Genomic DNA, 19,598 nt, shown 5'->3' on the forward strand with positions numbered 1-19,598 from the left:
CTCGGGGGACGCGGGGAAGCGCTCCCGTAGCTGGGCGTAGAGGGCTCGCTGCTCGTTCAGCGGAGCGACCCGGGCCGCCCAGAGGGCTCTCTGGACGGAGCCTGGATCCTTCTGGGCCCAGGCGTTGTACTGCGCGAAAGCCTCCTCGCGCTTGTCCAGGGCGATGAAGAGCTCCTGTGCGAGCCGGTTGAGGGCGGGATCCTCCGGGAACCTCCGCTGGAGATCCGCGGCGAACCCGAGCGCCTCGCGCGGTTGGCTTCGGGCCAGCATGCGCGCGGCGTCCTCGCCCACCTTCAGCTCGGAGGGATCCGCCAGAAAGACGGCCTTGGCCAGGTTCGCGGCATCGCGTGACCGGCCCATCTTGGCGTACCCGCGAAACTTGCTCTCCCAGTCGCCCTGCCAGTCCACCCGCTCGTCGGACTCGAGGCTCGCGGTGCGGCCCTCCAACGGGGCCGGGAGGAGCTCCTCCGCCGGGTTCCCTACCCCCAGCGAGGCCGCCCCGAGGACGTTGTAGACGGCGCGCTGGCTCGACTCGAGGGAGAGCGCCTCGAAGGGCTCCTGCGCGCCGGGCCAGCGCGCCTCGACGTGGTACGGCGAGCCCAGGCTGTAGACCTGCTGCCGGACGAGCTCCCCGGGCTTGAGCGTGACGGTGCGGTCATCCAGGCGCACCTCCACGGGCCGGGACAGGCCGTTGGCGAGCTGCACCTCGCGCACGACGAACGGCGCCAGCCCAAGCCCCACGGCCGCGAGCCCCGCGCCTGCCAGACCCAGAACCCCCAGCCACCGCCAGGTGTTGGTGGAGCCCGACGCTGCGACCGCGCGCCCCAGCACCTCGAGCCGCCCGTCCCGGCCGCGCTGGACGAGGTGCTCCCCCAGAGGCCACACCGGCACGCCGAGGACACAGACGGCGCGGGTGGCGATGAAGGGCGTCTGCTGCTGCTCCGGCGCTGGGAGCCCGACGAGCGACACCCCGGTGCCCAGGAAGTGGCTGAGCTGGGGAGGACGCTCGGCCATGACGAAGAGGGCCCGGTTGCCGAGGAGCTCTCGGAGGGTGTCCCGTGCGGCGCCCGAGGACTCGCGCGCCAGCCGGGCGGCGAGCGCGGCATGCACGGCGAACCCATCTCCCCGGGACAGAGCCAGCGTGAGCGCCTCATCCGGCAGCAGCGAGAGGAGCGCGGGGGCGCGCTCCGTGAAGCCGCTCGGATCAGCCTCCAGGGGCAGGGAGGGAATGGGAACGGTAGTGTCCTCCTGCTCCTGAGGCTGGGAGTTGGGGGGAGCCGGCTGGGTGGACACCATCGCCATGGCCTCATTGAACACGGAACAGGAGGGGCAAGCGCAAGGGGGGCACCTTGTGTCAGGCTGGCGAACCGAGATGGCGAGTCGAGTTCGAAGTCGAAGAAATGGCCGCGAGCGAGCACCAGAGAGCAGCTCGGAGGACACGGGTTTCGCCCAGGCGTCGCGCCTGCTGGAGCGGGGGCGTATCGCGGAGGCCTTCCGCCTCTTCCTCGAGGCGGCGAAGGCGGGCAACTCCCGGGCGCAGCTCACCGTGGGCTACCTCTACGACACGGGCCAGGGCGTCAGCCGCTCTCGCACCCAGGCGATGTCCTGGTACCGGCGGGCCGTGCGGCAGGGCGATGCGGCCGCGGCCAACAACATCGCGACCCTCTACCGGGACGAGGGACGGCTCCGGCTGGCCATCCGGTGGTTCGAAAAGGCCGCGGCCCTGGGAGACGGGGACGCCCTGCTCGAGATGGCCAAGCTCTACGCGGGTCCGCTGGAGGAGCCAGCGAAGGCCCGGAGACTGCTGTCCCGGGTGCTCAAATCGAAGCGAGCGGCGCCTGACAGCCAGGAGCAGGCGGAGCGGCTGTTGCACACCCTGGATCAACAGCAGCGCCTGAGCCGCTCGAAAGGATGAGGCCCCCCGTGCGCGGTGTTGCACAAGAGGGAAGGATCCGCTGCGCACAGCGAAAGAGGAGGAAGCGATGATCGACCCAGGTGAGCTCCGCGAAGGAATGACCGTCAGGGACGGCAAGGGCCGCAAGCTCGGCACGGTGGCCACCCTGGGAGATACGCAGTTCGAGCTGGAGCAGGGCTGGCCGGCCCGGCGGGACTTCGTGCTCACCTTGCACATGGTGGAGCGCGTGGAGGGGCAGGATGTCTTCATCCTCGCCCGCTCGGGCACGCCCATCCCTCCCGAGGAAGAGGCAGCCTCCCGGCCCTAGGAGTACGCCGGAGGCGGATGGCGCCACGCCCACCCGAGCAGGCAGGCCGCCGTGGAGGGCGCCAGGACCGCCGCCGCGATGATGGCCCAGTCGAGCCTCCCGCTGGCTCTTGGGGCGTTGTAAGCCACGGCCTGCCAGGCTGTCAGACAGGCATCCAGCGCGACAACCCCACCGAGCAGCCCCGCCAGCCAGGAGCGCCAGCGCCGGACCAGCTCGAGGAGCGCGCCAGTCAGTCCCACGTCGAAGACCACCCAGGCCCACTGGATGCCCCGCGAGGGGAAGCGGTGGGTATTGAAGGGCAGCGCCAACAACGCCGTCCAGGGGATGAGCAGCAGCGCCAGCAGGCGGACGAGCAGATCCGCGCGGCGCAGCAGGGTGGCGAGGCCAAAGCGGATGAAGCTGCCCTGAGCGAACGCGCGCAGGGCGCCATAGACGGGCCAGAGGGTGCTGGTCCTCGAGGGCCAGGCCAGGTGGATCGGATCCCACGCGTGAGGCCGCAGCTTCGCCTTGAAGGCGCGCAGGCCCTCGAAGTCGAAGAGCGCCGAGCCCCAGAACCTCGCCGCGCGCAGCCACGGCTCCAGCTCGCCCGAGAGCGGCGCCAACCCCAGCGTCACATAGCGGCGGCCCTCGGAGGCGGCGGCGCGCATGGCCGCGTCCACCATGAGCTCCGCCGAGCCGTTGGGCGCCCGGGGATCCCTCACCACGTGCTGGAGCAGCCACCCTTCCCGCGCGAAGACAGGCACCGCGGAGAGGAAGCACACCACCTCACCGTTCAGCTCTCCCACGAAGGCCCGGCGCTCCTCGGCGTACTCGTAGGGAGAGAGCTGGACGAGGAAGCCCATGGGCGCCATCCGCCGCGACGCGAGCCAGCGCGCCAGCAGCTTGTCCACCGCTCGGCGCGTCGGGTGGCTCACGTCCCGTAGCTCCTCAGGACCGACCCGGCGCACGGTGACACCTCGGGCCCGAGCCCGCCGGAGCTGCTCTCGCAGGCTGCGGCTGGAGCGCAGCGTCTCCTCCCAGCGGTTGGGATCCCACGTCGGCTGCTCGCCGATGAGCATCGCCTCCACCGGGACGAGCTCGGAGAAGCGCTTCTCCGTGGCGAAGAAGCACACCCGCCGGCCCTGCGCGCGAGCCGCCGCTTCGAAGCTGGCGACCACCTCGGCGACGCGCTCGCGTGACGTGATGGGGCCACCCGCCGCTACCCACGCGCCGCCCGTGTCCACATACGCGACGCACGCGTCGCCCTTCGGATCGAACCAGTAGCGGAACCCCGACTCGAGCACCTGGAACGAGGTGGCGTTCCAGCCGTACTGCTTGAGCAGCCGGAGGACCTGCTCATGCTCGCGCTGGGGGAAGGACTCGGCCATGGGGACGGTCAGGCGGGGCTCGGCTCATGAGGCCCCGGAGGCGGCCTCCTACCACCAATCCCCTGCTCGCGGCGAAAGGCATCGTCCAGCCGCCGCTGGTGCCCCCCGAGCAGATCGCTGCGCGTGAGGATGCCCACCACCCGGGTCGGCGCATCGCGGCGTACCACGGGCAGACGCCCCACGCCCTCGCGCACCATGTGGTCCGCCGCCTCGCGCAACGAGGAGTCGTCGAAGACGACGGCCGCGGGGCGCTGGATCAGCTCGCGCACGCGACGCCCGCCCGGCTCGGATCCATCCAGCAGATCCCTTCGGGTGACGACGCCCACGAGCTGCTCATCCGCGCCCACCACCGGAAAGCCCTGGTGGCCCGTCCCGGGGGCCCGAGACGCGAGCCAGGCGCGCACGGACTCCAGGGTGTCGTCCGCCTTCAGGGTGACCACCTGACGCAGCCCATGGTCGCGAACGAGCGCGTGGGCCAGCACATCCACGGCGTACTCGGAGGGGACGCGAGCGCCGCGGCGGGCGATCTTCTCCGTCATGATGGAGTGCCGCATGAGCAGCGTGGAGACCAGGTAGGCCGCCGCGCACCCACCGAGCAGGGGCAAGAGCCCCAGCGGCTGGCGAGTCGTCTCGAAGGCGAACACGACGGAGGCGAGCAGCGCGCGAGAGGCCCCCGCGAAGATGGCGGCCATGCCCACCAGCGCGGCGATCCGGATGTCCACCCCGAGCCCTGGCGCCAGCCACACGAGCAGCGCCCCCAGCGCGGAGCCAGCGCCACCGCCAATGGTGAAGAGCGGGGCCAGCGTGCCGCCCGAGGTGCCACTGCCGAGCGCGATGGACCAGGAGAGGAACTTCATCAAGCAGAAGAAGAGCATCGCCGAGCCGACGAACCGGCCGCTGATGATGTCCTCGATGTTGCTGTAGCCCACGCCCAGCGTGCGCGGCGAGAAGTAGCCCACCACGCCCACCACCAGCCCGCCCAGCGCGGGCCACCACATCCAGTGGATGGGCAGCTTCTCGAAGCCGTCCTCGATGGCGTACACCGCGCGGGTGGCGAACACGGAGACCAGGCCAATCACCGCTCCCACGAGGATGTAGCAGGCGAGCGCGGCGCCTCCCGGCTGCACGAGATCCGGCATGCCGAAGGCCGGCGCGCCCCCGCCGAAGGCAATGCGCACCCCCGTGGCCGTGGCCGTGGCCAGCGCCACCGGGATGACCGAGCGCGGGCGGTACTCGAACAGCAGCAGCTCCACCGCGAGCAGCACCGCGGAGACCGGCGCTCCGAAGGTGGCGGCCATGCCCGCCGCGGCGCCGGCCGCGAGCAGCGCCTTCCGCTCGTTCGCGGTCACCTTCATGAGCTGGCCCACGAGCGAGCCCAGCGCACCGCCGGTGGCGATGATGGGCCCCTCCGCGCCGAAGGGCCCGCCGGTGCCGATGGCCACCGCCGCCGACAGCGGCTTGAGGAACGTGATGCGCGGCGGGATGCGGCTCTGGTTGAAGAGGATCTGCTCCATCGCCTCGGGGATGCCATGGCCACGGATGGCCCGAGAGCCATAGCGCGCCATCAGCCCGACCACGATCGCGCCCACCACGGGGATGATGATGACCCAAGGCCCCAGGGCATGGTCCGCCGGAGAGACAGGCGAGAGGGAGAGCCGGCCGTAGAAGGCGAGGTTGGTGACGAAGTGGATGAGCCGCGTGAGGATCTGCGCCACCAGGCCCGCCGCGATGGCCAGCAGGATGGAGATGCCGCTGATGAACACGACCCGGCGATCCACGGGCTCCATCGCCGTGGGAGTACGCACGCTCTCCAGCGCGGGCCCCATCGACGGAGCGACCGGGAGCACCTCGTGGGAGATGCCCTCACCCACTTCGGAGATCTCAGGTTTCTTCATGGTTCTGTGTCCGCTTTCGGCGCCGGGGGGGCGCATCGTCTTCAAAAAAGAGGGTGGGAGCCTGCGCATCGGCGCCAATCTCCCGGACCAGCGCCGACAGCCCCTGCGCGAGCGCACCTCGCTCGGCCACATCCATCCGGCGCAGCCCGGAGATGAGGTGGGCCTGCGCCATGGGCGGCGCGCGGCTCAGGAGCGTGCGGCCCGCGGGAGTGAGCGTCACCTCCGCGCGGCGAGCGTCCACCTCGGAGGCCCGGCGGCTGACGAAGCCCCGCTCGATGAGCCGGCTCACGACGACGGAGACGGAGCTCTGGTGCGTGAGGGTGGCCTCGGCCAGCTCGCCAATGGAGCAGGCCCCGGCCTCCGCCAGCTGCTGCAGGACGAAGAGCTGGGCGCCGCTGATCCCCACCAGCCGCTCGGAGGCGCGAGCGGACACACGCAACAGCCGCACGATGCGCCGGATGGAGTCCATCACCCTGCGAATGTCCTCCGTGTGCTCCCGCTTCCTCTCCGGAGCGGGCGGTTCCTGACGTCGCCGTGAATTTATATGGGCTCCCATATATCTTTCGCGGCGAAGGTAACGGCCCCGGACAGAGCTGCGCAAGCGGGGATTCGCGGCCAGCCCCCTGCCGCTCCCTCGCCCGGCCCCCAGACCGCAAGCCGGGCTGCGGCGTCCCATGAGCCCGTCTACCGCTGCGGGTCCTGCCGAGTGGTTGACATTCCGGCGCGAGAGGAGATCCAACTCGGGACACTTGGAGCAATACAGAGCGCCCCTCTCACGCTCTCCAGGAGCGAGCGATTTGAATCCTCTAATGTCCCTCGCCCGCCGCTTCTCACGGGCCGGGCTGCTCTGTCAGGCTCTCCTCGTTCTGAGTTCCTCCTTCGCTCATGCCCAGCAGGCAGAGGAGACTCCCCCGGCCGCTGGCGATGGGCGGCTGCTCACCACGGAGTCCGCGGCCGTCATCGCGCGCCCGGTGCTCGGGCTTCAGCGCTCCGCCGTGCCGCTGGTGGGTGGGCTCGCGCTGGACACCTCGCTCTACGCGGACGTGTTCCTGGCTCCCAACCTGGGCCTGCGCTGGGCGGTGGAGGCCGGGCCGCACCGCTTCGTGGTCGGCGCGCGCTACACCCACTTCGTGGGGGCGTCCGTCTACTCCTCCATCCTCGAGTCGCGGGAGCCCGCCCTCTTGCGCTTCGAGCCCACGCTGACGGGCCCCACCGCCTATGCCACCTATGGCCTGGTGCTCGGCGCCCTGACGGTGCAAGGCGAGGCGCGCTACGCCCACTATGACTCGGACTACCTGGCCGTGACGGGCGCCGCGGCCTTCCAGCTCACCCGGGCGTGGACGGTCATCGCCGAGGCCGGCGCGCGCCTGAAGGGGAGCACCAAGCCGCGGGCCGCGGCCGGCGTGCGCTACGGCGGCGAGAACCTGGGCCTGGCCCTCGGCGCCGCGTACGTGGCCATTGAAGACCCCGTGTTCCCGGGCGGCGGCTTCACCGTGCTGCCCGTGGTGGATCTCTCCTGGACCTTCCGCTGATGAGGAGCCGCCCCATGCACCGCGCTCTCTTCCCCTGCCTGCTGCTGCTCACGGCCTGCTCGGCCGAGGTGGCCGTCGAGACCCAGCCCTTCAACCAGACCGTCCCCGTCACCTCCATCCTGCAGCCCGTCTACGCCGAGGTCGCCATCGACGTACCGGACGAAGCGGTGGGCCCCGACATCCACGTGGAGGAGATCTCCACGAGCCTGACGATCGTGAACCCCACGAAGTCGCTCACCCTGGAGGCGGGAGCCCGGCTGTCCTTCAAAGGCCAGGCCACACCGGACAACCCCGTGCTCTACACGGCCACCAACCTCCCGGCGTACTTCAACGAAGCCTTCGTGCTGCTGCCCACGCAGTCCTTCACGCCCGGGGAGACCAGGCCCGTCACCATCACGGATCCGGTGCTGGTGCAGGCCGCGGGCAAGAAGCGCATCTGGATCATCGTCAACAACACGGTGAAGCAGGTGGGCATTGGCACGGACACGCTTCCGGTGAACATCCTCCTGAAGGACATCATCTTCCGCGCCACGGTGACGAAGTACTTCCCCAACGTCGGCGGCGCGCTGGAGGTGGGAGGAATGTGAGCCCCGGGGCGGACTCGGGAGCGGGGCTCGGGTACGCTGGAGCTGGTGATCTCGCTCACGCTCCTGCTCCTGACCGCCGCTCCTGACGCGCCCACGCGCGCCGCCTCCACCGCGCTGCTCTCGCAGGCCCCCGCCGAGGATGCGCGGGCCGTGCTGGAGCGTGCGCGCAAGCTCTCCGGCGAGCTCCGCTACGAGGAGTCCATGGTGGAGTACCAGCGCTACCTGGGCATCGAGGGCCGCCCCGCCACCGAGCGCGCCCAGGCCCTGCTGGAGCTGGGCTACATCCACCTGATGCTGGAGGACGTGGCCAACGCCGAGCAGCGCACCGCCGAGGCGCTGGAGCTGGACGCGTGGGTGCGGCTCCCGGCCGGGGCCCCAGCCAAGCAGGTGGCGCTGCTGGAGCGGGTGCGCGCGCAGCTCGCCGCCCGGCCGAAGCTGGAGGTGCTCCCGCGCGAGGACGCCAGCGAACCCCGGCGCGTGCGGGCCTCGCTGAAGGATCCGCAGAACAAGACGAGCGAGGTGCTGCTGCGCCACGCCACCGCTCCGGACGGTCCCTACCGCGCCGCTCCCATGGCTTGCCAGGACGGCACGTGCGAGGGCGAGCTGCCCACGCCCGCCAACTCCACCCACTTCACGGCCTGGTACTTCGTGGAGGCGCTGGACGCGCAGGGCAACACGCTGGCGCGGGCCGCCAGCCCCAAGGCCCCGCTGCAGCTCTCCGTCATCGAGCACCGCGCCTGGTACGAGAGCCCGTGGGTCTACGCGGGCGGCGCGGCGGTGCTGGTGGGCGCGGCGGCCGTCTTCTTCGTCGCGGCCAACCCGGGCTGAGACAAGGTCCAGCGCTGGACACGGGCGCGGACGGAGCCCCCCACCGCCACCAATCTTCGTGAGCCTCCGTGCGAGGTAGGGCTAGATTCCTGGACCCTATGGCTCACCCAACCGAAGACAAGAACTTCCGCCTCCCTCGGACTGTCCTCCCCCGCCGCTACGCGTCCACGGTGACGATCAACCTGGAGGAGCGCTCCTTCTCCGGCTCACAGACCATCGAGCTGGAGGTGGCCACGCCCACGAACGAGCTCATCCTCCACGGCATCGCGCTGCAGGTGGGCAAGGTGACCTTCCGCGCCGGCAACGAGCAGCGCGCGCCGGCCTCCATCCGGAACGTGGCCGAGAGCGAGACGGTGGTGCTCCAGTTCGGTGCGCCGCTGCCCACGGGCGCGGCTTCGCTGGATGTGGAGTGGACGGGGCGCTTCACGGAGGGGCTCCGGGGCCTGTACCTGGCGGGCAAGGTGGCCGCCACCCAGTTCGAGGCCGCTGACGCTCGGCGCCTCTTTCCCTGCTTCGACGAGCCGTCCTTCAAGGCACGCTGGGCCATCTCCGTGCGCATTCCTCCGGCGGAGGGGCTGGTGGCCCTGTCCAACGGCGCGGTCGTCTCGGACACAGTCGAGGGCAACCTGCGCACGGTGAAGTTCCAGGAGATGGACGTGCTCAGCTCCTACCTGATTGCCCTGGTGGTGGGGCCGCTGGTGGGCACGCCGGAGCAGCAGGTGAACGGGGTGCCGGTGCGCACGTGGTCGCTGCCGGAGAAGGCGCACCTGACGCGCTTCGGGCAGGACGCGGCGCTGGCGGCGTTGCCTCGGCTGCAGGAGTACTTCGGGCTGCCCTACGCCTACGGCAAGGTGGATCAGGTGGGCATCCCGGACTTCGAGGCGGGCGCCATGGAGAACGCCGGCCTGATCACCTACCGCGAGGTGGCGCTGCTGTTGGATCCGGCCACCGCACCGCTGTCGGTGCAGAAGCGGGTGGCCGAGGTGGTGACGCACGAGCTGGCGCACCAGTGGTTCGGCAACTGGGTGACGATGGTGTGGTGGGACGATCTGTGGCTCAACGAGGCGTTCGCCACGTGGATGGCCTACAAGATCGTCGACAGCTGGCGGCCGGACTGGCGCGTGTGGCTGGACTTCGACACGGGCAAGGCGGCGGCGCTGCACCTGGACGCGCTCAAGTCCACGCACCCCATCCGCGGCGAGGTGCGCAACGCGAGCGAGGCCGGAGAGAGCTTCGATCTCATCACCTATGAGAAGGGCGGCGCGGTGCTGAGGATGATCGAGGGCTTCCTCGGGGAAGGCCCGTTCCGCGAGGGCATCCGCCAGTACATGCGCACGCACGCGCGGAGCAACGCGGTGGCCGATGACTTGTGGCGGGCGCTGGGAGCGGCCTCGTCGCAGCCGGTGGTGGAGCTGGCCAACGCATGGATCGGCCAGAGCGGCTACCCGGTGCTGGCGGTGAAGGTGGAGGGCCGCAAGGTGTCGCTGAGCCAGCGGCGCTTCTACTCGGAGCCGGGGGTGTCCAGCGGCGAGCGCTGGCCGGTGCCGGTGGTGCTGCGCTTCGAGGACGGCGGCGGCGTGCATGAGCAGCGCCTCGTGCTGCGCGCCGAGCAGTCCACGGTGACGCTGGAGGGCAGCGGCGAGGTGAAGTGGCTGTGCGCCAACGCGGGCTCCACGGGCTTCTACCGGGTGGCGTACGACGGGCCGGCGCTAGCGAAGCTGGCGGCGAGCCTGGGGGCGCTGGATCCCTCCGAGCGGATCGCCCTGCTGGCGGACCGTTGGGCGCTGGTGCGCTCGGGACAGGCCTCGGCGGCGGACTTCCTGGAGCTGGCCAGCCGCTACGGCAGTGAGGAGGACGACGCGGTCCTCGACGAGCTGGTGGGGCGGCTGGGCTACGTGGAGTCGCGGCTGGTGGACGGAGAGGACCAGGAGCGCTTCCGCCGCTGGGTGGAGCGGCTGCTGAGCCCGGGGCTGGCGAAGCTCGGGTGGCAGCCGGCGGCGGGAGAGACGGATCGGGTGAAGCTGCGGCGCGCGGCGCTGGTGCGCGCGGTGGGCGTGCTCGCGCGTGGAGGGCCGGCGCTGAACGAGGTGCGGCCCCGGGTGGCCAAGGTGCTGGCGGGGGACAACTCGGCGCTGGAGCCGAACCTGCTGGACAGCTCGGTGTACATGGTGGCGCGCTCGGGAGACGCGGCGCTGTTCGACACGCTGCTGGCGAAGATGAAGGCGGAGCCGGATCCGGCGACGCAGCGGCGCTACCTGTCGGCGCTGGCCTCGTTCGAGGATCCGGCGCTGGCCAGGCGCGGGCAGGAGCTGTTCTTCACGGACGCGGTGAAGATGCAGGACTCGACCATCTTCCTGAGCGCGCTGCTGGGCAACCGCACGGGCCGGGACGCCTGGTGGGCGACGATGCAGAAGCAGTGGAAGGACGTGCTGGGGCGCACGGGCGGCGCGCCCATGCTGCTGCGCCGGGTGGTCGAGGCGATGGGAGCGCTGCGGGATCGCAAGCAGTACGAAGAGGCGAAGGCGCTGCTGCAGGCAAACCCAGTCAACGAGGCCCATCAGGCGATGGCGCAGACGCTGGAGCGGCTCAGCCAGGACGTGGCGCTGCGCGAGCGGGCCGGCCCGGAGGTGGTCACCTGGCTCAAGCGCCAGCCGTGAGCCACGGGTTCAAGTCCCGTACTCCTCGCCAATAGCGGGGCCTGGAATCGAGAGGGAACCCTCAAAGATTCCAGGCCCTTCGTCTTTTCAGCGCTCGGGTTTCTCCTTCGGCGCGATCTTCGTCTCCAGGATGTCTCCAGAAATCCGGGCGGCCGCCTCATCGAGCAGGCCGACGGCCGCGATTTTCCGGATCACAGTGATGCACCGTGGAGGACGCCGGGCAGCTTCACCCTCTCGTGGGGGATGCGAACAGGACCTGGGCCGTCATCGTCTCTGGGGCGACGATCCCGTAGGCTGGATCCCTCCTGGATCTGGAGGGCGCCCCATGGCAACTCGTCTGACCACTGCGGTCCTGCTCCTGGTTCTGCTCAATGCGTGCGCCACTCCGCGTGTGGTACGCCTCGACACGGGGCAGGGGGTGCCCCTGGAGTACACGCCGCCCACCTCGACCCAGCCCGTGAAGGTGGACGCGGCCCACCCCAGCAAGGCTGGTTGGTGCGCGCCTCCTACCCCAGAGAAGACCCGGACACCCGCTGGCAGCACCTGATGAGCAAGAGCTTCGGAGGCCTCTGCGAGCCGGGCCAGCGCAAGGAGACCTGCCTCTCCCTGCTCGATGACGTGCTGGGCCTGAGCACGTGGGACAAACTGGGGGTCGCCCTGGGCCTGTCGATCGATCCGCTCAAGGAGAGCATCGCCAAGGCGGTGGAGAACACCCTGGCCCCCCAGCTCTTCTACACCGTAATCGCCACGGGCCTCATCACCTGGGCCGTCCTGGCGGCCAACCCCGAGCCCGTTTTCACCAAGGCGGCGGCCATCGTCTCAGCGCTCCTGCTGATCTACCTGGGAGTGGAGACGTTCCTGGAGTTGGTGGACGCGAGCCGGGAGCTGAAGTGGGCCAGTGACCGGGCAACCACTTGGGAGGAGTTGGAGCACGCCAGCAAGCGCTTCGCGAACCGGGTGGGACCGGAGGTAGCCCGCGTCTTCGTCCTCGCGGTGACGGTGGTGGTGAGCCATGGCATGACCGGGGGCGCTGCGCTGCTGTCCTCGCGGCTGTCGATGCTGCCCAGTTTCTCGGAGGCAGCGGCGGCGGGGGCCTCACGGTTTGGCATTAACTTGGCGAACGTGGGACAGGTGAGTGCGGTGGCCGTTGTCGGAAGCACCATTGTCATCTCCCTGCCTGCCACGGCGGTTGCCATGACAGCCCAGGGGATGATCGGCGATGGCAGCACAGCCACGACGAGAGCACCCCACCGGACGCCTCCACGGATTGAGGACGGGAACCTCAACGAGGGCTGGCAACACATCGAAGGCAGGCACATCACAGGCAATCATCCGAATGGCTCGGGTGACCTCTTCGCGCCAGGAACGACCCGTGCCCAGCTCCAGGAAGCTGCTGAGGAAATCGTCAAGAACGGGAATCGGATCTCGACTCCTGGCAGACACCTCCAGACCTTCCAGATGAAGATAAAGATCAATGGCAGAAGTGATGTGGTTCGGCTGGTGGTGGATTCAGACGACGCCAACCGAGTCATCACCATGTTCCCGGTCAAGGGAGGGGGATGAGATGTTTCGCTTCCAATGCGAATGGGTCGATGGACGGACAACTTCCGCACGCTCGGGCTATGAGCTGGGACACATGTCCTTCGCTGGGGAAGAAGGCATCTGCACCTCGCGGGGCAAAGTTCCAGATCAAGCAATGATGATCTGTCTTGCCATTGTGGAACTTCTCGACGGACTGCGCCGGTTCCTGGTTGGGAGACAGGTTGAATACACGTTTGTTGGGACTGACTCCTCGTTCTCCGTCCAATTCCGGAGGGGAGGGAAGGGGCGCATTGCCGTCCGATGTGGCACGACCTTGCTGGGAGAGGTGGAAGGCTCCCACCTGTGCAGTGCCATCCTTTCGGGCGTCGAGTCGTTTCTGGGGCAACCAGGGCACCAACTCCCTGGAGATGCTCCCGTTCGCGAAGATCTGCTCGCGGCCATCGAGGAGTTTGCGCGCCTTCCCGCATAAGCGCGCTCCATGCTGGACGCCCGCGGAAGCTGACGCATACCCAGGAGAAGATTGTGGAGCGCTGGTTGAGCGAAAGGCCGACGGACTACGGCTTCCCCACCGAGCTGTGGAGTTGCACGCGCCTGGCCAGCCTCATCCTTGAGGAGTTCGGGGTGTCATTTCATCCAGGCTACGTGGCTGCGCCAACGTGGCTTCACCCCAGGGGGACAGGGGTTCCCTTGCCGCAGGTCCTTGTTTCACGGGCCCGGCTCCGTCATGGATCCTGGGTGTTGGGGGTGGACTCGAAATTTTTGGGATCCACCTGGAGGGGGCCATCTCCGAGTGTGGGCGACCTACGGCCATGCCCTTCTGATGACCGTACCCTGTGTTCGCCCTCTCGCTCCTCGCGCACGAGGGGTCAACGGCCTCCGAGGACTTCTTGCTCTCGGGAATCACCTGCGGAACTCCCCGGCCACTTTCGCAACAAACCTCGTGCCCCAGGCTGCATGCCCGAGGTTCCGCCATGAGAAATAAAAAACAAGACGCGGAGCCCCAGAGCCGGAGATCGCGTCCTGCATTCCCCCGCGCCCGGTGAACGTTCCCGGTACCGGGTGTCTCAGCTCTTCGGCTCCGTGGTGGGCGGCTCATCGCCATCTTCCCCAGGTTGATCGGGTGCAGTCTCTGGCGCCGGGCCAGTTCTCCTGGGCGTGCCCTGCACGGGGGACTTCGATGCCCTCTTCCGGGGCGAGGGCTCCTCTTCCTCCCCTGGCTCGCTCCACGAACGGAGCACCAGGTCGTGCTCCTCATCCTCGGCTTGGATGGGAGACACGTCGTTGTGCGAAGCCCACAACAGCAGCGGGTCTTCCTCCCCCCGCAGCACGCGCTCGACCTGATGGAGCCTCAGCTCCACTAGGACCAGGATGGCCGAGATGGTAAGCGGGGCTTGAAGCTCGCGCTTCCGATCTTCCAGGCCGCCTGTGGCCAGTTCATCCGCGAGGAAGCGAGCCCCCTCGACAGCGTTCCTGATCTCCGCCATTTCTGCACTCAAGCTGATGGCCTTGTGCATCGTGCGGTTCCTCCTGGGGTGAGTGGTAAAGGCCGCACCTCGACGATGCGACCTTCTCCAAAGGCAAGAGGAGCCCCGCCACATCCGCAACGGGCCTCCTCTCCGGGCACTACGACCCGTGACTCACCCGCTGCCGAAGATGCTCGGCCAGCGCGAAGACGACGGCCGCTATCATCTTTCGGGTGAGTGTCGAGGCCAGCAGCTTCCTCACGGCGCTCAGCATGGCGTTCACCCCCTTCCGCCCGACTGATCACGCCTCGCCCGCACCGTGACAGGTACGAGGACGAAGCTTTCTCCTCGGTCCTTATCCCGCCAAGGAGAGGAGAGTTTCCGAACTAGGTTACCCCGTACAGGGGCCTCGACATTCTGAAGCCCAGAAAAATCAAGGGCTTGTTGGCCTAAAGTGGGAGATGCTTCGGGCTTGAGCCCCGTGCGTCTCCTTACTTGGCACACCTCAGGCAGGCATGCGAGCGCCTCCCTTAGGGGGAAGTGCGGTCATGTAGTTGTCCTATTGTAGGGACCCGCCGATGTCACCCCAGCTTGCTAGAAGCATAGGGGCGTTGACAAAACTGGGAATCGACCTGACCTTGTCAACGTTGACGAAGTAGTGCTAGGAGGCAGATCTTGTCAACTTCAGGAACGACGATGATTGGAACGAGGCTACGCCAAGCGCGAACAGCGGCGGGTCTGACCCTAGATGAGGTGTCGGTTCGCTTGGGGGCTAACGGTCACCCGTTGACCAAGGCGGCACTGTCAAAGTACGAGACTGGAAAAAGCCTTCCACGGCCAAGCACGTTACTCATGCTCGCCAGAACGCTCGGCGTTCGTGCGGACTTCTTCGTCCGAGAGCCAACCGCTCAGGTGGAGTGGCGTGCATTCCGTAAGCACGCGAGCCTGACGCGGAGCCTCCAACAAAAAGTTCAGGCGTCTGTCGCGCAGATTGTCGAGGGACACGTCTGGCTTGAGGAGACGCTGAACTCTAGGCAGCGGCATCGCTTTCCGTCTCCTCGGAAAGTAGCTACTCCAGAGGACGCCGAGGCAGCTGCGGATGCCATGCGAAAGCACTGGAAGCTAAGCGATGGGCCTCTTGAGTCGGTGACGCAGACAATTGAAGATAATGGGTGCATCGCCGTCTGCTCCTCTGACGTACCGCCAAGTTTTGATGGTCTGTCCGGCTGGGCTAACGGTGAATTTCCAGTTCTTGTAAGTAGTGCTCGGCCCTCCATCGACCGGCGACGCTACAACTTTGCACATGAACTCGGGCATCTTGCGATGAATTGCAGCGGCCTGTCAGAGACGGAAGAAGAGAACCTTGCTCATCGCTTCGCTGCTGCGTTCCTCGTCCCCGCGTCTGTTGCTAAACGTGAGTTCGGAGAAAAGCGTCGAAACATCAGCATGGAAGAGCTCATGCTCTTGAAGCAGAAGTATGGACTGAGCATGCAGTCATGGGCTCACCGTGCGCATGAACTTGGGATCATTGATGCGCCGACTCATAATCGCCTATTCGCACAGTTCAGCGCCAAGGGGTGGCGTGAGAGGGAACCCGTTGAGTTTACTGGCAGAGAGGAGCCGGTTCGTCTCAAACTTCTAGTGCTTCGCGCGTTGGCTGAAGGGGTCATTACGCCTAGCCGCGCGGAGGAACTATGCCCAGGATGCACGAGCGAGGCTCCTGCCATGGATAATACGACTCCTCGTTTGTCGGTGAGAGCGCTGCGGAAGTTGCCACCGGAGATGAGAGAGGAGACTCTTCTGCAGGGCGCATTGGTCGCTGAACCGGACTACAAGAACGATGCGGAATTGACATCATTCGAGGCCTTTGGAGAGCACGATTTGCATGTCTAGCCCTGATCCTAAGCGCGGCGAGATTTGGTTGGTAGACTTCTCTCCGTCACAGGGGGCAGAAATACAGAAGAAGCGGCCGGCGCTGGTGGTTAGCGTCAGCAGTGTTGGCCGTCTTCCTCTCCGGATTGTCGTCCCGATTACCGACTGGAAGCCAAACTACGCAAGTCTCGTGTGGTTCGTCGAGCTTCAGCCTGACACGACCAACGGTCTCTCGAAGCCATCTGGTGCCGATGCGTTTCAAGTGAAGTCTGTAGCTCTGGGGCGGTTCACGTCGAGGATGGGCGTTGTCACCGCCGCTCAGCTTGAGGATGTGGCGGCCGCTATCGCAGTGTGTGTCGGGGCACCGTGATGCACCTAATGTCCTTGTTCTATGTGCTCTCGTCGGAACCACTCTTAAGGTTTCCTCAGTTACCCGAATTGCATTCGCGATACGGACATGAGGCAAATCGCCTTGTTCGCATAGCCAGTACACCGTTGTCCGGCACACTCCCAACCGCGTCGCAGCTTCCCGAACGGTCAGTAGCCGGGCTAACACACAGGATACGGGCGGCGCCAAGCTTGGGCCCAGCAGCAAACTGGAGTTGATCCGGTTTCGTGGAGTCCCTCCCGCTGTGGGAAAAGGAGTCCCCGATGCCGAAGACACGTCCGCCGTATGACCCGGAGTTCCGCCAACGAATCCTCGAGCTGTTGCACTCAGGCAGGACGCTGAAGAGCCTGTCCGAGGAGTTCGGCTGTACCGAGCAGAGCATCCGCAACTGGCAGCGCCAGGGTGGCCGGGCTGCCCCAGAGCGCAGGGAGAGCCTGAGTTCGGAGGAGAAGGAGGAGTTGACGCGGCTGCGACGCGAAGTGCGCGTGCTGCGCGAGGAGCGTGACATCCTAAAAAACCCTCCTGCACGGCTCGGTCATCTGTTGCACCAGAAACTGCCTGTGCCCTACCGTGGGCGCGCCCGGGGGAGCGGCCGTCCGCTTTTTGGTGACGTACGAGCCCGTTAAAAAACATGGTCCGGGGATGGCTGCGGATTTGCGAGTGGTGACGCCCTCTGGGCGATCCCGTTTAGGAATGTGATTGTTGGCGCCATCCCTCCCCTCGGCACTTCACGAGGGAGATGGAGCGATGGAGAAGGTCCGGAAGCAGAAGGGGAAGTCGCAGCGAAGGCCTTTGCCGTCCCTGAACGGGGATGCAGCCGGCATCGACATCGGGGCTACCTTCCATGTCGTGGCAGTCCCGCCAGGCCGCGCGGAGGAGTCCGTCCGCTCGTTCGGCAGTTTCACAGGGGACCTTCACGCCTTGGGCGACTGGCTGCAGGAGCTTGGCATCACCACGGTCGCGATGGAGTCCACGGGCGTCTATTGGATACCGGTCTTTGAGCTCTTGGAGGCACGCGGACTTGAGGTGCTCCTGGTGAATGCCCGGGACGTGAAGAATGTCCCTGGCCGTAAGACGGACGTCAACGACGCCCAGTGGCTGCAGCAGCTCCACGAGCATGGGCTGCTGCGCGGCAGCTTCCGTCCTCGCGACCAAGTGGTGCGCCTCCGAGCCTACCTTCGCCACCGCGAACGCCTCATCGAGTACGCCGCCTCTCACATCCAGCACATGCAGAAGGCCCTCATGCAGATGAACGTCCAACTGCACCATGTCGTGACGGACATCACCGGCGTGACGGGCATGAAGATCATCCGAGCCATTATCAAGGGCGCCAGGGACCCCAAGCTTCTGGCCCAGCACCGTGACAGCCGGTGCAAGGCGTCAACGGAGACCATCGAGAAGGCTTTGACAGGCAACTACCGCCCAGAGCACGTCTTCGCGCTTCGCCAGGCCCTGGAGCTGTACGAGTTCCATCAAGCCAAGGTGGCCGAGTGTGACGTGGAGGTAGAGGCCGTCCTCAAAGAGCTCAACGAGAGTCGAGCCACACCGGAGAAGCCCATGCCGGCTGTGCGTCACGCACGAGGTAGGAACGAACCCGACTTCGATGTACGCAGCGCCATGTACACCCTGCTCGGAGCCGACCTCACCCAGATTCATGGCTTCGGGGCGTATACCGTCTTGCGCCTCATCGCCGAATGCGGCGACGACATGCGCAAGTGGCCCACCGCCAAGCACTTCACTTCGTGGCTGAGCTTGGCGCCGGGCAACAAGATCTCGGGCGGACGCCTCTTGAGCTCAAAGACACGGAGGTCCTCCAACCGGGCGGCGTCCTTGCTACGCATCGCGGCGGTGAACATCGGTCGAACCCAGACCGCCCTGGGTGCCTTCTACCGGCGGCTGGCAGCGCGGACAGGCAAGGCCAAGGCGGTCACCGCGACTGCGCGCAAGCTGGCAGTGCTCTTCTACAACGCTCTTCGTCACGGGCTCGCCTACGTCGACCCAGGAGCTTCGTACTACGAGGACCGTTACAGGCAGCGGGTCGTCCACAACCTCGAGCGACGGGCAAAGCAGATGGGCTATGCCCTGGTGGCTGCTGAGCAGACTCCGAGCGGAGTTTCTTAGGAAAGCCGCAACCTGGTTCGCTCAGGAGGCCGCGGGGACATCCAAGCGGCGTACCGATTCGTGAGAGCGAACCAGGAGCAGCACTCGGTAGCCACCCTCTGCCGTGTCCTGCAGGTCTCCGAGAGCGGCTACCACGCGTGGAGAGAGCGCCAGCCCTCAGAGCACGCCCGACAGGATGCCACCTTGAGCGAGCGCATCCAGGCCATCCACGCTCGTTCCAAGGGCACCTATGGCGTGCCTCGCGTTCACGCGGAGCTGGCCGCCGAAGGCCTTCACGTGAGCCGCAAGCGCGTGGCCCGTCTCATGCGCGCATCCGGCCTGCAGGGCGCCAGCCGCAGGAAATGGTGCACCACCACGGTGCGGGACGAGCGCGCCCGGCCTGCCCCGGATCTGGTCGAGCGCGACTTCACTGCCGATGGCCCTGACAAGCTGTGGGTGGCCGACATCACCTACGTGCCGACCTGGGCCGGTTTCCTCTCCCTGGCCGTTGTCCTGGACGTGTGGAGCCGCAAAATCGTGGGCTGGGCCATGGCGCCTCACCTACGCACCGAGCTTGTCCTCCAGGCCCTCGACATGGCTGTGAAGCAGCGGCGCCCCACCAGCGTCATCCATCACTCGGACCAAGGCACCCAGTACACCTCGGTGGCCTTCGGGCTTCACTGCCAGCAGGCCGCAGTACGCCCTTCCATGGGCAGCGTGGGCGATGCCTACGACAACGCCATGTGCGAGAGCTTCTTCGCCACGCTCGAAGCCGAGCTGCTCTCACGTACCTCCTTCCGCTCGCACTCCGAGGCACGCCTGGCTCTCTTCGAGTTCATCGAGGGCTGGTACAACCCTCACCGCCTCCACTCCGCTCTCGACTACCAGTCACCCATCAACTACGAAAAGAAGTACTTGGCTGCGGCTTGAGGCCGAAAGCCCTGAACCCTCCATGAGATCGGGGCAACTCCACCCTCCGAGGAATGCTGGGGTGGTGGCATTGGGAGAGCAGCTCCACCTCCCGGGCGAAGCGAGGATCCCCCGGACGCAGTGCCATCTTCAGGGCCACGGGGGAGGCGTGCTCATTCTGGCAGGGTACAGCGCGGTAGACAGCGCCATGGGCTCCGCCACCGGCCCGCGCCTGC

14 protein-coding genes and 4 pseudogenes are annotated in these 19,598 nt (G+C 67.3%); 12 read left to right on the forward strand and 6 right to left on the reverse strand.

What is annotated here, in order from left to right; all coding sequences use genetic code 11:
* A partial coding sequence (locus ACJ8AT_RS17200) for a tetratricopeptide repeat protein (RefSeq protein WP_407738826.1) occupies positions 1 to 1,302 on the reverse strand: 1,302 nt, incomplete at its 3' end.
* A gap of 70 nt (positions 1,303 to 1,372) precedes the next feature.
* Between ACJ8AT_RS17200 and ACJ8AT_RS17205 the strand changes: the two genes are divergently transcribed.
* Together ACJ8AT_RS17205 and ACJ8AT_RS17210 are read left to right on the forward strand one after the other, a co-directional pair.
* On the forward strand, positions 1,373 to 1,915 hold the full coding sequence (locus ACJ8AT_RS17205) for a tetratricopeptide repeat protein (RefSeq protein ID WP_407738827.1): 543 nt from the start codon (positions 1,373 to 1,375) through the stop codon (positions 1,913 to 1,915).
* A 67-nt stretch (positions 1,916 to 1,982) separates the two neighbouring features.
* The gene (locus ACJ8AT_RS17210) at positions 1,983 to 2,222 is read left to right on the forward strand and encodes a DUF2171 domain-containing protein (protein WP_407738828.1); all 240 of its coding nucleotides are present in this window, start codon (positions 1,983 to 1,985) and stop codon (positions 2,220 to 2,222) included.
* Here ACJ8AT_RS17210 and ACJ8AT_RS17215 read toward each other — a convergent pair.
* From ACJ8AT_RS17215 to ACJ8AT_RS17225, 3 genes are read right to left on the reverse strand one after another with little or no spacing between them, the layout of a single operon-like run.
* A complete protein-coding gene (locus ACJ8AT_RS17215) occupies positions 2,219 to 3,589 on the reverse strand; it encodes a phosphatidylglycerol lysyltransferase domain-containing protein (protein ID WP_407738829.1) in 1,371 nt (456 codons plus the stop codon). The two genes, ACJ8AT_RS17210 and ACJ8AT_RS17215, sit on opposite strands and share 4 nt — an antisense overlap.
* An 8-nt stretch (positions 3,590 to 3,597) precedes the next feature.
* Positions 3,598 to 5,484 carry a chloride channel protein gene (locus ACJ8AT_RS17220; RefSeq protein WP_407738831.1) on the reverse strand — a complete coding sequence of 629 codons (1,887 nt, stop codon included), beginning with the start codon at positions 5,482 to 5,484 and terminating at the stop codon, positions 3,598 to 3,600.
* The gene (locus ACJ8AT_RS17225) at positions 5,471 to 5,953 is read right to left on the reverse strand and encodes a MarR family winged helix-turn-helix transcriptional regulator (RefSeq protein ID WP_407738832.1); all 483 of its coding nucleotides are present in this window, start codon (positions 5,951 to 5,953) and stop codon (positions 5,471 to 5,473) included. The genes ACJ8AT_RS17220 and ACJ8AT_RS17225 overlap by 14 nt, the downstream gene beginning before the upstream one ends.
* A gap of 340 nt (positions 5,954 to 6,293) precedes the next feature.
* Between ACJ8AT_RS17225 and ACJ8AT_RS17230 the strand changes: the two genes are divergently transcribed.
* The 5 genes and pseudogenes from ACJ8AT_RS17230 to ACJ8AT_RS17250 all read left to right on the forward strand — a co-directional run.
* Complete coding sequence (locus tag ACJ8AT_RS17230; protein ID WP_407738833.1) at positions 6,294 to 7,016, forward strand: hypothetical protein; 723 nt, start codon at positions 6,294 to 6,296, stop codon at positions 7,014 to 7,016.
* A gap of 14 nt (positions 7,017 to 7,030) precedes the next feature.
* Entirely contained in the window at positions 7,031 to 7,603 is a 573-nt protein-coding gene (locus ACJ8AT_RS17235; protein ID WP_407738834.1) for a hypothetical protein, read from the forward strand.
* A 45-nt stretch (positions 7,604 to 7,648) separates the two neighbouring features.
* The gene (locus ACJ8AT_RS17240; RefSeq protein ID WP_407738835.1) at positions 7,649 to 8,431 is read left to right on the forward strand and encodes a hypothetical protein; all 783 of its coding nucleotides are present in this window, start codon (positions 7,649 to 7,651) and stop codon (positions 8,429 to 8,431) included.
* A gap of 98 nt (positions 8,432 to 8,529) precedes the next feature.
* Complete coding sequence (locus ACJ8AT_RS17245) at positions 8,530 to 11,088, forward strand: M1 family metallopeptidase (RefSeq protein ID WP_407738836.1); 2,559 nt, start codon at positions 8,530 to 8,532, stop codon at positions 11,086 to 11,088.
* A gap of 325 nt (positions 11,089 to 11,413) precedes the next feature.
* Positions 11,414 to 12,318, forward strand: a pseudogene (locus tag ACJ8AT_RS17250) (hypothetical protein); the annotation flags it as partial.
* Between the two features lie 1,376 nt (positions 12,319 to 13,694).
* Here ACJ8AT_RS17250 and ACJ8AT_RS17255 read toward each other — a convergent pair.
* On the reverse strand, positions 13,695 to 14,144 hold the full coding sequence (locus ACJ8AT_RS17255; protein ID WP_407738837.1) for a hypothetical protein: 450 nt from the start codon (positions 14,142 to 14,144) through the stop codon (positions 13,695 to 13,697).
* A 645-nt stretch (positions 14,145 to 14,789) separates the two neighbouring features.
* Between ACJ8AT_RS17255 and ACJ8AT_RS17260 the strand changes: the two genes are divergently transcribed.
* Positions 14,790 to 15,986 carry a helix-turn-helix domain-containing protein gene (locus ACJ8AT_RS17260; protein WP_407738919.1) on the forward strand — a complete coding sequence of 399 codons (1,197 nt, stop codon included), beginning with the start codon at positions 14,790 to 14,792 and terminating at the stop codon, positions 15,984 to 15,986.
* Positions 15,979 to 16,335 (forward strand): type II toxin-antitoxin system PemK/MazF family toxin, encoded by a 357-nt coding sequence (locus tag ACJ8AT_RS17265; protein ID WP_407738839.1) that lies wholly within the window; start codon positions 15,979 to 15,981, stop codon positions 16,333 to 16,335. The genes ACJ8AT_RS17260 and ACJ8AT_RS17265 overlap by 8 nt, the downstream gene beginning before the upstream one ends.
* A gap of 57 nt (positions 16,336 to 16,392) precedes the next feature.
* Here the strand turns inward: ACJ8AT_RS17265 and ACJ8AT_RS17270 are convergent.
* Positions 16,393 to 16,629 (reverse strand): annotated as a pseudogene (locus ACJ8AT_RS17270) (helix-turn-helix domain-containing protein); the annotation flags it as partial.
* Here ACJ8AT_RS17270 and ACJ8AT_RS17275 point away from each other — a divergent pair.
* The 3 genes and pseudogenes from ACJ8AT_RS17275 to ACJ8AT_RS17285 all read left to right on the forward strand — a co-directional run.
* Positions 16,617 to 16,868: pseudogene (locus tag ACJ8AT_RS17275) on the forward strand (transposase); the annotation flags it as partial. The pseudogenes ACJ8AT_RS17270 and ACJ8AT_RS17275 sit on opposite strands and share 13 nt — an antisense overlap.
* Before the next feature lie 232 nt (positions 16,869 to 17,100).
* Positions 17,101 to 18,474: an IS110 family transposase gene (locus tag ACJ8AT_RS17280; protein ID WP_407738840.1), complete on the forward strand. Its 1,374-nt coding sequence runs from the start codon at positions 17,101 to 17,103 to the stop codon at positions 18,472 to 18,474.
* Positions 18,371 to 19,383: pseudogene (locus ACJ8AT_RS17285) on the forward strand (IS3 family transposase); the annotation flags it as partial. The gene ACJ8AT_RS17280 and the pseudogene ACJ8AT_RS17285, both read left to right, overlap by 104 nt.
* Between the last annotated feature and the right edge of the window lie 215 nt (positions 19,384 to 19,598).

This window comes from Hyalangium sp. (assembly GCF_045802625.1).
Taxonomy (GTDB): domain Bacteria; phylum Myxococcota; class Myxococcia; order Myxococcales; family Myxococcaceae; genus Hyalangium.